The 14,151-nt window shown below is 75.6% G+C and carries 11 protein-coding genes and 1 tRNA gene; 3 read left to right on the forward strand and 9 right to left on the reverse strand.

The window, feature by feature from the left end:
- Positions 1-31: 31 nt before the first annotated feature.
- Positions 32-1,477 carry an amidase gene (locus tag ACFYVJ_RS13430; protein ID WP_388890115.1) on the reverse strand — a complete coding sequence of 482 codons (1,446 nt, stop codon included), beginning with the start codon at positions 1,475-1,477 and terminating at the stop codon, positions 32-34.
- A gap of 43 nt (positions 1,478-1,520) precedes the next feature.
- Positions 1,521-2,462 (reverse strand): D-2-hydroxyacid dehydrogenase, encoded by a 942-nt coding sequence (locus ACFYVJ_RS13435; RefSeq protein WP_388890118.1) that lies wholly within the window; start codon positions 2,460-2,462, stop codon positions 1,521-1,523.
- 248 nt (positions 2,463-2,710) lie between these two features.
- Between ACFYVJ_RS13435 and ACFYVJ_RS13440 the strand changes: the two genes are divergently transcribed.
- Complete coding sequence (locus ACFYVJ_RS13440) at positions 2,711-3,691, forward strand: aspartate/glutamate racemase family protein (RefSeq protein WP_388890121.1); 981 nt, start codon at positions 2,711-2,713, stop codon at positions 3,689-3,691.
- 100 nt (positions 3,692-3,791) lie between these two features.
- Positions 3,792-4,532, forward strand: coding sequence for a decarboxylase (locus tag ACFYVJ_RS13445; protein WP_388890123.1), 741 nt, complete (start codon positions 3,792-3,794; stop codon positions 4,530-4,532).
- Between the two features lie 92 nt (positions 4,533-4,624).
- Here ACFYVJ_RS13445 and ACFYVJ_RS13450 read toward each other — a convergent pair whose 3' ends face one another.
- On the reverse strand, positions 4,625-6,394 hold the full coding sequence (locus tag ACFYVJ_RS13450) for a putative bifunctional diguanylate cyclase/phosphodiesterase (protein WP_388890425.1): 1,770 nt from the start codon (positions 6,392-6,394) through the stop codon (positions 4,625-4,627).
- A 446-nt stretch (positions 6,395-6,840) separates the two neighbouring features.
- Here ACFYVJ_RS13450 and ACFYVJ_RS13455 point away from each other — a divergent pair, with 446 nt between their 5' ends.
- Positions 6,841-8,283, forward strand: coding sequence for a M6 family metalloprotease domain-containing protein (locus ACFYVJ_RS13455; protein ID WP_388890126.1), 1,443 nt, complete (start codon positions 6,841-6,843; stop codon positions 8,281-8,283).
- A gap of 150 nt (positions 8,284-8,433) precedes the next feature.
- On the opposite strand, the gene ACFYVJ_RS13460 is transcribed toward ACFYVJ_RS13455, so the two are convergent.
- The 6 genes from ACFYVJ_RS13460 to ACFYVJ_RS13485 all read right to left on the reverse strand — a co-directional run bounded on the left by ACFYVJ_RS13460 (position 8,434) and on the right by ACFYVJ_RS13485 (position 13,997).
- Positions 8,434-8,507: transfer RNA gene (locus ACFYVJ_RS13460), tRNA-Lys, on the reverse strand.
- Positions 8,485-9,072, reverse strand: coding sequence for a bifunctional DNA primase/polymerase (locus ACFYVJ_RS13465; protein WP_388890129.1), 588 nt, complete (start codon positions 9,070-9,072; stop codon positions 8,485-8,487). The genes ACFYVJ_RS13460 and ACFYVJ_RS13465 overlap by 23 nt, the downstream gene beginning before the upstream one ends.
- A 123-nt stretch (positions 9,073-9,195) precedes the next feature.
- A complete protein-coding gene (locus ACFYVJ_RS13470; RefSeq protein WP_388890132.1) occupies positions 9,196-9,576 on the reverse strand; it encodes a hypothetical protein in 381 nt (126 codons plus the stop codon).
- Positions 9,577-9,685: 109 nt separating this feature from the next.
- Positions 9,686-11,215: an AAA domain-containing protein gene (locus ACFYVJ_RS13475; protein ID WP_388890428.1), complete on the reverse strand. Its 1,530-nt coding sequence runs from the start codon at positions 11,213-11,215 to the stop codon at positions 9,686-9,688.
- 20 nt (positions 11,216-11,235) lie between these two features.
- Positions 11,236-12,777: a hypothetical protein gene (locus tag ACFYVJ_RS13480; protein ID WP_388890135.1), complete on the reverse strand. Its 1,542-nt coding sequence runs from the start codon at positions 12,775-12,777 to the stop codon at positions 11,236-11,238.
- Positions 12,774-13,997 (reverse strand): hypothetical protein, encoded by a 1,224-nt coding sequence (locus tag ACFYVJ_RS13485; RefSeq protein ID WP_388890431.1) that lies wholly within the window; start codon positions 13,995-13,997, stop codon positions 12,774-12,776. The genes ACFYVJ_RS13480 and ACFYVJ_RS13485 overlap by 4 nt, the downstream gene beginning before the upstream one ends.
- Positions 13,998-14,151: the final 154 nt, after the last annotated feature.

Here is a 14,151-nt window from a genome sequence, read left to right on the forward strand (position 1 = left end):
GCGGTCCGCGGCCCCGTAGCGTCCGCACGGCTCAGCCCAGGGCCGGCGGCCGGATGCCGTCCGCGATCCCCGACTCGTACAGCGCCTGCGCCGTGCGCAGCACCAGCGCGTCCCGGTGCCGTGCCCCGACGAGCTGCAGCCCCACGGGCAGACCCGCCCCGTCCACCCCGCAGGGCAGGCTGACGGCCGGCTGCTGCGTGAGGTTGAAGGGGTACGTGAACGGGGTCCACCCCGTCCACCGGGTGAACCCCGAGTCCTTCGGCACCTCCGCCCCCGCCTCGAACGCCGTGATCGGCACGGTCGGCGTCACCAGCACGTCGTACGTCTGGTGGAAGCGCCCCATCGACTGCCCGAGCGCCATCCGCACGTCCACCGCGGCCAGGTAGTCCAGCGCGCTGTACCGCTCGCCCAGCTCCACGATCTCCTTCAGCCCCGGATCCAGCAGCTCTCGCGCCCCCGGACCGTACGGCTGCACCACCCGCGCGGCGCCGCTGAACCACAGCGTGTGGAACGCCTCCTGGCAGGCCGCGAGCCCCTCGCACAGCCGCGGGTCGGCCTCCTCCACGTACGCGCCCAGATCGGAGAGCCGCTCCACCGCGCCCCGTACCACCGCGGCCACCTGCCGGTCGACGGGCACCTGCCCGCCGAAGGACGGGCTGTACGCCACCCGCAGCCCCCGCACGCCGTCGGCGGCCCCGTCCAGGGCGTCGACGAAGCCGCCCGCGGGCGGGCCGAGCTGCGACCAGTCCCGCGGGTCCGCGCCGCTGATCACGTCCATCATCAGCGCCGTGTCCCGGACGTCCCGCGTCATCGGCCCGACGTGCGCCAGCGTGCCGAAGGGGCTCGCCGGATACAGCGGCACCCGCCCGTACGTGGCCTTCAGCGCCACGATCCCGCAGAACGCCGCCGGGATCCGCACCGAGCCGCCGCCGTCCGTGCCCAGGCTCAGCGGCCCCGCGCCCAGCGCCACCGCCGCCGCGCTGCCGCCGCTGGAGCCGCCGGTGGTGCGGCCCGCGTCGTACGGATTGACGGTGACCCCGCTCAGCGGGCTGTCCGTGGTGCCCTTCCAGCCGAACTCCGGCGTCGTGGTCTTGCCCAGGAACACCGCCCCGTGCTCGCGCAGCCGCGCCACCGAGGGGCCGTCCTCGTCCCACTCCCGGTCCGGGTCGACCAGCCTGGAGCCGCGCAGCGTGGGCGCGCCGCGCTCCAGGATCATGTCCTTGACGGTCACCGGCACGCCGTCGAGCAGCCCGGCGGGCTCGCCGCGCTGCCAGCGGCGCGCGGACGCCTCGGCGCGGGCGAGCGCCGCGTCCCGTACCGCGTCGCCGAGGGTGACGAAGGCGTTGGTCAGCTCCTGCGCCCGGTCCGCGCGCGCGAGGGCCGCGCGGGTGGCCTCGACGGGCGACAGCTCGCCCGAGCGGTAGCCGCGCAGCAGCTCCACCGCCGTGAGATCCGCCGGATCCGTACTCCCCGTCATCCCGCCGCCTCCTCGGTTGCCGTCACCTTCTCCGCATTGTGCGTCACCGTACGTACCCGAGCTGCTTGTCCACGACGTTGAAGAGCGGCCGGCCCGCCTCCCAGAGGTCGAACAGCTCCAGGAACTGGTCGGACAGCGCCCCGCGCCACCCCACGATGTCGCCGCTCATGTGCGGCGAGACGAACAGCCCCGGGACCTGCCACAGCGGGTCCTCGGGCGCCAGCGGCTCGTTCTCGAAGACGTCCAGGGCTGCCGCCGCGATCTCCTGCTGCTCCAGCGCCGCCACCAGCGCCGTGGTGTCGACCAGCGGGCCGCGGCCGACGTTGATGAACCGGGCCCGGTCCGGCATCGCCGCGAACGCGTCGCTGCCGAACATCCCGCGGGTCTCCTCCGTCAGCGGCGCCGCGCAGACCACCCAGTCGGCCTCCACCAGCAGCGCCGGCAGCTCCGCCTGCCCGCGTACGCCCTCGCGCGCGGTCCTGCCCACCAGCTCCGTACGCACGTCCAGGCAGCCCAGCGTCTCCGCGATGGCCCGCCCGATCGGCCCGGCGCCCACCACCACCGCCCGGGTCCCCGCGAGCCGCAGGGTCTCGCGGTGCTGCCAGCGGCGCTGCCGCTGCCGCTCCCAGGTGCCCGGCAGGTCCTTGGCCATCGCCAGCACGAGACCGGCGACGTACTCCGCGATGGGCCGGTCGAAGACCCCGCGGGCGTTGGTCAGTACGGTGTCCGAGGCGGCGAACTCGGGGGAGAGCACATGGTCGACCCCGGCGCTCGGGGTGTGCACCCATCCGGGCCGCGGTCCTGGCCCCGGCCAGGCTCTGCGCACCGCGGGCGAGGTGAAGTCCCACACCAGCACCACGTCGGCGGAGGGCAGCAGCTCGGCGAGCTCTTCCTCGCCCGTGCTGATCACTTGGGCCCGGCCGCGGAGTCGGTCCAGGTCGGGCGGCGGATCGTCGTCGAGGACGAGCACGCAGATATCGGACATAGGAAGGAAACCGTCCCGCAATGTGGCACTGCTGCAATGGGGTCCGGTGGCGGGGGCAGTACTGCATCCATCACCGGATGTAGCCTGAAAGAGAAGGCGGAAAAACGTCGGAGATGCGAGGATTGACCACGCTAGGGGTGTGCCTCTACCTTCGTCAATAACCGCATCTGTCACTGCGTCCCGGTCGCTCACCGGCTGCTCCAGATGATTTACCTTCCCCCAGCCCTCCGTACGAATGGGGCATCCTCATGGACGTCTCTTTTCTGGGCGGACCACAGCCACAGCGTGGTGTGGGTGTCGTAGCCCCTTTTGACTTCGCGCTCGACCGCGAGCTCTGGCGATGGGTGCCGGACGATGTGTCCCTGCATCTGACGCGCACCCCCTACGTCCCCGTCGAGGTCAGCCTCGACCTGGCCAGACTCGTGAGTGAGCACCAGACCCTGCGCGAGGCGGTACGGGCCCTGACCGCCGTCTCGCCCGAGGTGATCGCCTACGCGTGCGCCTCCGGCAGCTTCGCCGACGGCCGCATGGGCGAGCGCGCCATGACCGCCGCCATGTCGTCCGCCGCCGCCGTGCCGGCGCTGACGACGTCCGGAGCCATGCTCGCCGCGCTGAACGAGATCGGTGCCCGTCGCACCGCCATCGTCACACCGTATACACCGTCCGTCACCGGAGCCCTGGAGGACTTCCTCGAAGAAGGCGGCATCGAGGTGACGGGGCGCGCCAGCCTCGGCCTGACCCGGCACATCTGGCGGGTGCCGTACCGGCAGGTCGTCGAGATGGCGCGGATCGCGGTCGCGCAGGGCTCCCCGGACGCGCTGTTCATCAGTTGCACCAACCTGCCCACGTACGACGTCATCCCGCAGCTCGAAGCGGAACTGCGGATGCCGGTGCTCTCCGCGAACCAGGTCACGGTCTGGGAAGCCCTGCAGCGCATCGGCAAGGAGGCCGTGGGCCCTTACCAGGCGCTGCTGGACCCGGCAGCGCGGCTCGGCTGGGCGTCCATGGCGCCGCCGGACGCCACGGTGCTCCCGGACGTGACGGTGCTGTCGGCGGAGCAGCAGGGAGGGCCGCCCGAGGTCCCCGCGCCGCCCGCGGACATGGCCGCCCCGCCGCCCCCGCCGGAGGCGGCGCTGGCGGGCTCCGCACAGGCGCAGGCACAGGACGCCGACGCGGCCGACGCGGCGGAGCCGCTGTGGCCGGACGATCCGGGGCAGTGGCCGGCGTAGGGCCGCCCCGGCCGGCGTAGGCCGGCGCACGAAGAACACCGGAGACCCGGCGTGGGGGAGTGCCCACGCCGGCATTGGCACGTTCACGTAGGGAGGCAGTGTGCAGCAGACCGCGAAGGCGACCGCGACCGTCGGGTTCCTCTACCCCGGGTACTCGGCCGAGGACGACTACCCGCGCATCCAGGACATGCTCGGCGGCGAGACGGCGCTGCCGCTCTTCCACACCGACATCGGCGAGGATGCCCACCGCGTGGACGCCCTGCTGGAGATGGGCTCCGCCGCGCGGCTGGCCGCGGGCGTGGACCAGCTCAAGGCCCAGGGGGCGCAGGCGGTGGTCTGGGCGTGCACCAGCGCCAGCTTCGTCTACGGCCCCGAGGGTGCGGCGCGGCAGGTGGCCGAGCTGTCCGAGACCGCGGGGCTGCCGGCCTCCAGCACGTCCTTCGCCTTCGCGCGCGCGGTGGCGGAGCTGGGCGTGCGCCGGGTCGCGGTGGCCGCGACGTACCCGGAGGACGTGGCGGAGCTGTTCGCCGTGTTCCTGAAGGCGGGCGGCGCCGAGGTCACGTCGACCCGCGGCAGCGGGATCATCACCGCCGCCGAGGTCGGCACCTGGGCCAGGGACGAGGTGCTGGAGCTGGCCCGGGCGGGCGACCACCCGGACGCGCAGGCGGTGCTGCTGCCGGACACCGCGCTGCATACGGCGGCGTACGTCGCCGAGGTGGAGGCGGCGCTCGGCAAGCCGGTGCTCACGGCGAACCAGGTCACGGTCTGGGAGGGCCTGCGCCTCCTGGGCCGCCGGGCGGCGGAGCCGGCGCTGGGGCGGCTCTTCACCGCCCGGGACTGAGGCGGGCGCCCGGGGGCGTACGCGCCGGTACGGCGGGCGTACGAGCCGGGCGCGGGACGTACGCGACGGCCGGAGGCGACGCCCCGGCCGTCCTACAGCAGCCGTTCCACCCGCTCGGCCGGCACGGCCCGGGAGTAGAACCAGCCCTGCGCCGTGTCGCACCCGATCCGGCGCAGCCGCTCGGCCTGCTCGCCGCTCTCCACGCACTCCGCGGTGACGCTGATGCCCAGCCGGTGCGCCAGGTCGACCAGGGCCTCGACGATCGTCTCGTCCGCCGGGCTCGGGTGCTCCGCGGAGCTGAAGCCGCGGACGAACGATCCGTCGAGCTTCAGCGCGGACACCGGCAGCCTGCTGAGGTACGCGAGGTTGGAGTAGCCCGTACCGAAGTCGTCGATGGCGATGCCGACGCCCATCTCGCTCAGCTCCTGGAGCGCCTGCAGCGGCCGGCCCGCCGAGCCCATGACCGCCGACTCCGTCAGCTCCAGTTGCAGCAGCCGCGGCGGCAGGCCCGTCTCCTCCAGGATCTGGGCGACGTCGGCGACCAGGTCGGAGTCCCACACCTGGCGCACGGCGACGTTGACGCTGACGAACACCGGGTCCGCGGGGCGCAGCCGGCGCCAGCCGGCCGCGCGGCGGCAGGCGGTGGCGAGCACCCAGCGGCCGAGCGGCACGATCGCGCCGTTCTCCTCGGCCAGTCCGATGAACCGATTCGGCGTCAGCGTGCCGAGCTTCGGGTGCTGCCAGCGCACCAGCGCCTCCACGCCGCGCACGCTGCCGTCGCCGAGGTCGATGAGCGGCTGGTAGTCGAGCGTGAACTCGCCGCGCTCGATGGCCGGGCGCAGCGTGGAGGAGAGCGCCTGCCGGGTCATCCGGTGGGCGTTGCGCTCGGGGTCGAAGAGGGTCCAGCGGGCCTTGCCGTCGGCCTTCGCCCAGTACAGCGTGGTGTCGGCGGCCTGCATCAGGGCCGTGGCCGTCTGCCCGCTGGCCGCGCGCTCGACGACGCCGATGCTCGCCGAGACCGCGAGCCGCTGCCCGGCGAGGTCGAACGGCTCCTGGAGCGCGTCGAGCAGCCGCTGCGCCAGCTCGGCGAGCTGCTCCGTACCGGCGGAGCGGGCCACCAGCACCGCGAACTCGTCGCCGCCGAGCCGGGCGACCGTGATGCCGTGCTTCTCGGCCTTGCCCGCCTCCGCGGTGCAGGCCACCAGCCGGCGGGCGACGGCGGCGAGCAGCCGGTCGCCCACGCGGTGGCCGAGGGTGTCGTTGACGGCTTTGAAGCCGTCGAGGTCGAGGTACGCGAGCCCGACGCGGCCCGCCGCCCCCGGCGCCGGCGCCGCGGCCCTCGTGCGCGTACGGGATCCGCCCTGCCCGCGGCCCCGGCCGGCGCCGCCGTGCTCGGCCGCGGGCTCCTCCGCCTGCCTGGCCTCCTGGAGCGCGCCGGTGAGCCGCTCGAAGAACAGCTCCCGGTTCGGCAGCCGGGTCACCGGGTCGTGCATCTTCAGATGGCGCAGCTTCGCGCGCAGCTCGCGCTGCTCGGTGACGTCCGACAGCGACAGCAGTGCCCGGCCGCCGGAGAGCGGGGTGAGGGTCATCTCGACCGACAGCGACCGGCCGCCCGCGTCCTTCATCCGCCGGGTGCAGCGCAGGGAGGCGCGCCTGCCCTGGAGTACGTCGACGAAGCCGGCCCAGCTCCACGGCTCGTCGCGCAGCCCGGTCAGCTCCGCCGCCGAGGCGCCGGCGAGACCGCTCTCACCGGCGCCGACCAGCTCCTGCATCCGGCTGTTCGCGGCCCGTACGAGGCCGTCGCCGCCCACGACGGCCATCGCGAGCTGGGCCCCGTCGAAGGCGGCGCGGAAGTCGTCCACGGGCGCGCCCGCGGGAAGGTGACGTTCCGTGACCGCCTGGAGTGAGGTCCCGGGCCCGCAGCCCGGCCCTTCGAGAGATACGCTCACCGCTCGCTCCCGCCCGTGGGGACCGCTCGGCTCCGCCGCTGCAGAGCCACAGCGCTGGAAATGTGCCCGATCATAGGGCTACCGGCTGTGTCGATCCAGTGACGCCGCTACGGCGCGGAAAGCGCTGAGCCGGATGGGGCCGGGAGTGATCGCACATGGCCGCCTCCTGCCGGGCGAATGACCAGATGTGACTTTGTGTTACCCGCACATGCTCCTGATCTCCCCTCTCGTCCCGCCCCGGAGTCACCCGTGTGGGGCACTGGAACAGGACGGGCGGGAACAAACACGAACAAAGTGGGCTGTGTTCCCTACTCTTCCGAGCCGATGAGGTCGATGTGGCCCACCCATCCATACCCCCTGTGGAACAGGACCAGTCGCGCGCGTTGCACCGGGCCGCCGCCGTGGCGACCTCGCTCTCCGCCGTCATGGCCACCTCCCTCATCGCCGACCCGGTCGGCGCCCAGCCGGGACACCCCTGCGTGCTGGAGCGGACCGCCGCCCACCACTCCGAGGGGATCGCCGGCTGGGACCCGGCGTACCCGCGGCCGAAGAAGACCCTCGACGCGGTGATGGTGTATCTCTCCTTCCCCGATTCGGAGCCGCTGACCTCCCCGGACGAGCTGACCGGGGACCACTTCCCGGCCACCGCCGAGTTCTTCGAGCGGGCCTCGTACGGGCAGTTCCGGCTGAAGGTCGACGCGCGCGAGCGGTGGATACGCATGCCGTCGGACTCCCTGTCGTACGGCATCGCCCGTGACTGGGACCCGGCGGCACGCAGCCGTTTTCTGAACGACGCGGTGTCCGCGGCCGATCGGAAAGTGGACTTCGGTGATTACGACGTGGTCTATTTCGTCGCCGACCCGGATGCCCCCGGCGTGGATTCCGACGCCACCAAGGTGGTCAACTTCGAAAGCCCGATGCGCGCCGACGGCACCGACCTGCACCGCATCGTCACCGTCTTCGAGCAGCACCCGCCCGACCGCAACGTCCTCGCCCACGAGACCGGCCACGTCTTCGACCTCCCCGACCTCTACCACCGCCCGCTCGACGGCAGGGCCGACTGGGACACCCACGTCGGCGACTGGGACCTCATGGGCAGCCAGTTCGGGCTGGCACCCGACCCCTTCGGCTGGCACAAGTGGAAACTCGGCTGGCTGGGAGACGACCAGGTCGGCTGCGCCGCGAACCCCGGGTCTGACCGCTTCACGCTGCACGCGCTGTCCGCCCCCACGAGCCCGCGGACGCCCCCGCGCGGGACCGCGGAGACGCAAGCGGAGAACGGGGCGGGGGAGGTCCGGGGGCGACGGGACGCCGGAGGCGCGGGTGCCACCGGGGGCGCGGGGGATGCGGGAGGCCCGGAGGGCCGGGGCGAGCCGGGCGGGCGAGCCGGGCAGGGCGAGCCGGCCGAGCGCGGGGAGCGGGGCGGGAACGGCAAGGGGACGGCGGTCCTGCGGCGCGACACCCGCCTCGTCGTCGTGCCCACCGGCGCCACCACCGCCATCGCCGTCGAGGCCCGCGGCCGCTACGCCAACGACCGGCACGCCTGCACCGAGGGCGTCCTCGTCTACCGCGTCCACACCGGCACCGACTCCGGCGGCGGCCCCGTCGAGGTCGTCGACGGCCACCCCCGCACCGCCGCCTGCCACGACACCTCCGTCTACCCGCCGCTCGCCGACGCCCCGCTGGGCGAGGGCGAGAGCCTGGAGCTGAAGCGCGAGGGCGTACACGTGGAGGTCACCGGACGTACGGCGGACGGGGGCTGGGGCGTACGGATCGTACGGGGCGCCGCGAAGCAGGGCTGACCGGCACCGGCACTGCGGCGCCGGCGCCGCATGTGCCGGTGCCGCAGTGCCGGTGCCATGGGTGCCGTGCCGCGGCGGGATCCGGCCCGGAACGCGGACCGGGCGCCTTCGGAGATCCGAAGGCGCCCGGGTCGACGGTCTTGCGTGCTGTACGCCGTCAGGGACTCGAACCCCGGACCCGCTGATTAAGAGTCAGCTGCTCTAACCAACTGAGCTAACGGCGCCTGTCGACGTGGACGACCTTAGCACCCGGCCCCCGGAGATCGAAAATCGGTATTCGGGTGCGGCCACCGCGGCCCGTACGCACCCCCACAGCAGCTCCTTCGGGCCCGGCAGCCACGGGAACCGCACCTCCGGCGCGACCAGCCAGCGCGCCGCCCCCGCGCCGGCGCCCTCGCGCCGCCCGTACACCGGCGGCAGCGTGACCGCGTCGCCCGGCCCGTGGCAGAGCGCCGGGGGCAGCCCGGGGCGCCACTCCTCCCAGGACAGCAGGGCGGGCAGCCGGGCGGCGGTGCCGGGTGCGGCGAAGAGCAGCGTCCGGTCCCGTACGGCCGCGGCGGGGCCGCTGCCCGCGCCCTGCGCCCACAGCAGCTCCAGCACCCGGCGTCCCGGCAGCGCGGGGAAGCTGACCACGTCGAACGCGCCGCCGCACGGCAGCACGGCGGGCGCCGCGGGGCGCTGCGACCACAGCGCGTGCACGCTGCGCGGGAAGGGGCTGGCGGAGGCGAGCCAGTCGGCGCCCGCGGGGGTCACGTCGCTGGCGGGAGTGTCCGATGCGTGACGGTTCATGGAAACCACATCTACGCGCGCTGCCGCACGCCCCCGTACAGATCCCCGGAACCGGGGACAGAACGGCGGGGAGGCGAGTACTCTGCGGCGTTTGCGCGCGTGTGACGTGCCCCCGCGCGCGTGCTACGTCTCCGAAGGGGACCCCGTGCCGCCGCCCGCGAGGAGGTCGCGGCCGTACTCGACCATCCGCTTCGCGTAGTCCTCGGTCCAGTCCGCCCGCTCCGCGATCGCCGCCGGCGTCAGCCGGTCGAACCGCTTGGGGTCGGCGAGCTGCGCCGCCGCGATCGCCTGGTACTCGATGGCCCGGTCGGTCGCCGCCCGGAAGGCCAGCGTGAGGTCGGTGGCGCGGGCCAGCAGCTCGCGGGGGTCCTCGATCGACTCCAGGCCGAAGAAGTGCTCGGCGTCGGGCTCCGCGAGCGGCGGCTCGAAGAGCAGCGCGGCGGGCCGCCGCGGGGTGCGCGGCTGCTCCGTCCGGCCTGGCCGAGCCGGGTCCGGCTCCGTCATAGGGGTCCTCCACTTGCCTCTGTGCCACCGACCATTGTCCCCCGCCGCGCAACCCCGCCCCCGTGCGGCGCCGCGGGACCGCCCGTACGGGCGCGTGCCGGGCCGGCGCTCACGCCCGTACGCGATGGTCCGCCAGGTGCGCCAGCACCGCCTGGTGGGCCTCCCAGCCGTCCGGGAACTTGACCGCCGCGCCGAGCTGCACCGGCTCCGTCGACGGGTGCTCGTCCAGCAGCTCGGGCACGCCCGCCCGGCAGACGACGACGCACGCGTGCCGGTGCCGCGAGGCGAGCACGCACAGGCGCCCGGTCTCCAGGTGGAACGCCGTCGCGTCCGGGCGTCCCGACAGCGGGTGCAGCACCACCGTGACGTCGAACTCCATGCCCTGCAGCCGGTTCGCCGTGTCCACCGTCACCGCGTCCGCCGCCCGGGCGGGCAGCGTCCGCGCGAGCGCGGCCCGTACCGCCGCGGCCTGGTCCCGGTGCGCCGTGCCCACCGCGATCCGGTCCGCCGTCAGCTCGCCCTCGCCGCGCTCCGAGGCCGTCGTGCCGCGCCGCTCCAGCAGCCGCCGCACCACCTGCGCCACCGCCGCCACCGCCGCCGGGTCGGTCCGCGGCGTGTGCGCCGCGGGCAGCTCCAGCAGGCCCCAGCCGCTCGCCGCCGCCTCGTCCAGCACCCGGTCGGCGCCCGACCCGTCCGACCGCTCCGCGAACGCCAGCCGCCGCTCACCCGGGCCCGTACCGCTGCGGAACGGCGTGAAGGGGTAGAACGCCCGCGACACCAGTGGCGCGGCCGACGCCGGCAGCCGCCAGGACACCGGCAACCGGTGCTGCGGCAGCCCCGGATGGTGCGCCAGCAGCGTCGTCACGGCGCTGGCCGCCGGGTCCCAGGCCAGCCCCGACCACTGCTCGGCGCCGACCGCGCTGAAGGGGTCGAGCTGCCCGGGGTCGCCCACGAACAGCGCGCGCTCGAAGAGCCCGGCGACGGAGAGGAGCGCGTCGGAGCGCATCTGGTACGCCTCGTCCACGATGGCGTGCTCCCAGCGCTCGGCGCCCTCGCCCTCCTTCGCGCGGGCAGCGGCGACGTAGGCCCACTTCGCGGCGGTGGAGGCGATGACGCCGAGCCCCGTGAGATCGGCGATGCTCGTGGCGGTGCGCACGTGCTCGTGGCCGTCGAGCACGGGGTCGTAGGGGCGGGGGTCGCTGCTGTGCAGCCGGCCGACGGGCAGGTCGGGCTGCTCCCGGGCGAGCCGGTCGACGAGGTCGTCGACCTGCGCGTTGGTCTGGGCGACGAGGAGGAGCCTGCGGCCGGCGGCGGCCAGCTCGCGGGCGGCGCGGACGACGAGGGTGGACTTCCCGGCGCCGGGCGGGGAGTCGACGAGGACGCCTCGGGAGTGACCGTCGAGGGTGTCGCGGAGGATGGCCTCGGTGGCGGTCCTGGCGGCGGTGGCGGGGTCGGCGTCGTGGGGCCGGGGTCCGGCCGGGCGCGGGGGGCGCGTGGCCGCGGTGCGGGGCCCGGGGGCGTGCGCGCGGGAGCGCTGCGCGGCTCCGGCCGCCTCCGCGGGGCCCGCGGCTCCGGCGGCCGGGCCCGCGGGTGCGCGGGTGTCCGCCGCGCTGGGCGCGGTGCCTTCGCGCCCGTACACGTCCTTCCTCCGCTCCGCCGTCACAGGAAGTCCTCCGCCGTCACCCGGTCCGGCTCCTCCGCGGCCCGCGCCGCCGGGCTGCCGTGCGTCCACGGGGTGTCCTCCGGCTCCGGCAGCGCGGGACCGCGGCGGGCCGTGTGCTCGAAGAGCGTCCACACCACCCGGTCGCCCGGCTCCGGCACCGAGCCCTCCGCGGGGGTGCGCGAGCGGCCCATGCCGTCCTGCAACTGCACGGTGACGCGCCCGTCCCCGTACCCGGCGACCAGCGCGCGCTGCGTGCGTCCGCCGGGCAGTTCGCGGTAGACCTTGCCGCCGTCCTCCAGGTGCGGTTCGTCGTCGGTGGCGACGGTGACCAGCGGCCTGGGCATCGGGCGGCGGCCCTCCGAGTACGCCATCTCCACCGACTCCGTACGGCACACGAACGCCTGCCCCGCGAGCCGCCGCTCCGCCATCGTCAGCGGGTCGTCCAGCGCCTCCTGGGCGTCCAGCTCGGCCAGCGCGCGCTCGCGCTGGGCCAGCTTGCGGGCGGCGGTCACCGCGTCGTCGCGGCGCGGCTGCGGGGGCTCGCCGGCGCGCACCCGGTCGCGGTGGGCGGTGAACGACCACCTGTCGGCGAGCCACCGGCCGGGTACGTGCGCGCCCTCGGGCAGGGCGCGCAGCAGGTCGTACGACCGCCAGACCGCGTCCCACGTGGGCCGCAGCCGGCTCTCCACGAGCCGGGCGACGGTCTCTTCCGCCGCCCGCGTCGCGGCCGGGTCGCCCTCGGCGCGGGCGCGGTCGAAGCGGGCCATGGCGGGGGCGAGGAGCCTGTTGTCGAACGCGGGGTCGGTGGCGGGTCCCGCCGGGGGCACGAGCAGTTGGCCGTCGGCGTCGCGGCCGGTCTCCGCGCGCTCCGCGGCCGCCGCGCCGTCCGTGATCCAGGCGAGCAGGGCGCCGAGGTGCTGGTCCTCGACGGTGCTCTGGCCGGTGGCCCAGTGCCGGGCGAGCAGTTCGGTGGCCGACAGCAGCAGCGCGGCGCCGGGCACGCGGGCGCGTTCGCCGTAGTGCGACAGCCAGCGGCCGAGGAGCGGCACGCGCGGGGGCGCGGGGTGCGGGGTGTCCGGGTCGTCCTCGGCGGTCCTGCGGAAGCGCATGGAGCGGCCGAGGAGGCGCACGTACTCGACGCCGGCGCGACTGGGCACGAGGAGCTGCGCGGCCTCGGCACAGGGCTCCTGGGCGGGCTCCGCGGGGTCGTCGGCGGGTGCCTGGCTGTCGCCGGCGCCGCCGGTGTCTCCGGGGTCCTCCGCGTAGGACTCGACGTACGGCAAGACTTCCGCCGCCAGTTCCGCCAGGAACGCGAACCGCAGGTCGCGGTCGCGCGGCTGCGGTACGGCCAGCAGGCGCGGCCGGTCGCGATCGCAGCCGACGAGCGCGCCGAGCGGGGCGGCGGCCTCGCCGGCGGCGGTCATCGGTACGAGGACGAGCGGCCGGTCGGACAGATGCCGGTGCCGCACGGTCGCGAGCGGGGTGGCCCGCCCGGCGACCACGGCCTCCGCGCGCGCGAGGGTGACCATGAGACTCATCGGCCGCCGCCCCCGCCGGCGGCGGCCAGCGCCTCCGCGCGCAGCGCGGCGGCGCGCCGCAGGGCGGCCACGGCGGGGTCCTCCGGGGACGGACCGGGGCGGTCCGCCTCCCCTTCCGCCGCCGCGTCGTGCGCGGCAGCGGCGGGACCCGTGGCGATCCGCCGCGGTTCCGCCCCGCCGGACGCCGCCGCCATGACCTCCTCGACCGTGCGCAGGCCGCCCAGGTCGCTGCGTACGCCGCGGCCCAGGGCAGTCACGTCGCCCCGCTCGCGGGCGTGCGCGCGGCAGTGGAAGGCCAGTTCGCAGGCCGCCAGGCACTCCGGGGCGTACGCGGCGGGCACCGACTCCACTGCCGTCACCAGCAGGGGCGGGGGCTGGCGGACGTCCAGGGTGAGGTCCGCGGGCAGGGCGGCGGCGATCGCCTCGAGGCGGGTGAGGCGGGCCAGTTGGCGGCGGGTGGCGGCCAGTTGCCTGCGCACGTCGACGGGCTCCGCGACCGGCTGGTTGGAGAAGTCCTTGGGGCACACCAGCAGCACGTCGTGGTGCACCTCGCAGTGCGGCTGCAGCGCCAGCACGTACACCGCCGCCTGCCGGGCCGCCGCGCCCACCTTCGCCGGGTCCGCGGACCCGTCGAGGATCGGGAAGGACTTGATCTCGACCACCGTGCAGCGCCCGTCGGGGCCGACGACCGCCGCGTCCGGCTCCAGGTACACCGGCGCGCCCGCGACCTCCAGGCTGACCATCGGGTGCCGCAGCAGCGTCCAGCCGCCCGCCGCCACCGCCTCGGCGATGGCCAGCCGGGTGCGCTCCGTACGCCCGCGGGGGCCGGGGGCGGCCAGGTCGGGGATGTGCACCGCGGCGGGCTCCGGCGGGGTCTCGCCGGTCCGCTCGGCCAGCAGGCTCAGCAACTCGGCGCCGCCGTCGGCGGTGATGCGGGCCTCGAAGGCGTTGCCGCGGGCGAACGCGAACTGCGACTGGCCGAACGGCGCCGGTCTGCCCAGCGCCTCGGCGAGCGCACCCTTGTCGATCCCGGCGCCGTCCAGCAGCGTCCGGCGGCGGCACCCCGGGTTGGCCGCCAGCGCGGCGAGCGCCCGTGCGTCCAGGGCGCGCGCGGCGACGTCCGCGCCGCGCAGCGCGTCGAGCCGGTGGCGCAGCGAGGCTCCCGGCGCCGGGTCGGTCCCGTGCCCGGCGGTGCGGGCGTCGGCGTGGGCGGGGGTCAAGTCGCCCGTAGCGGTCGTACGTTCCACGCGCCGCAGTCTGGCACGGCCCACCGACACCGGGGGTGCCCACGGGGCGGGAGCGGCGTCGCGGCGGTCCGCCGCGTGGCCCGTCGTGCCGTCATGCCCGCTGAGTCGCCGCCGCCGTCAGGCGCGC

Origin of the sequence: Streptomyces sp. NPDC004134 (genome assembly GCF_042874195.1) — a bacterium.
Taxonomy (GTDB): domain Bacteria; phylum Actinomycetota; class Actinomycetes; order Streptomycetales; family Streptomycetaceae; genus Streptomyces.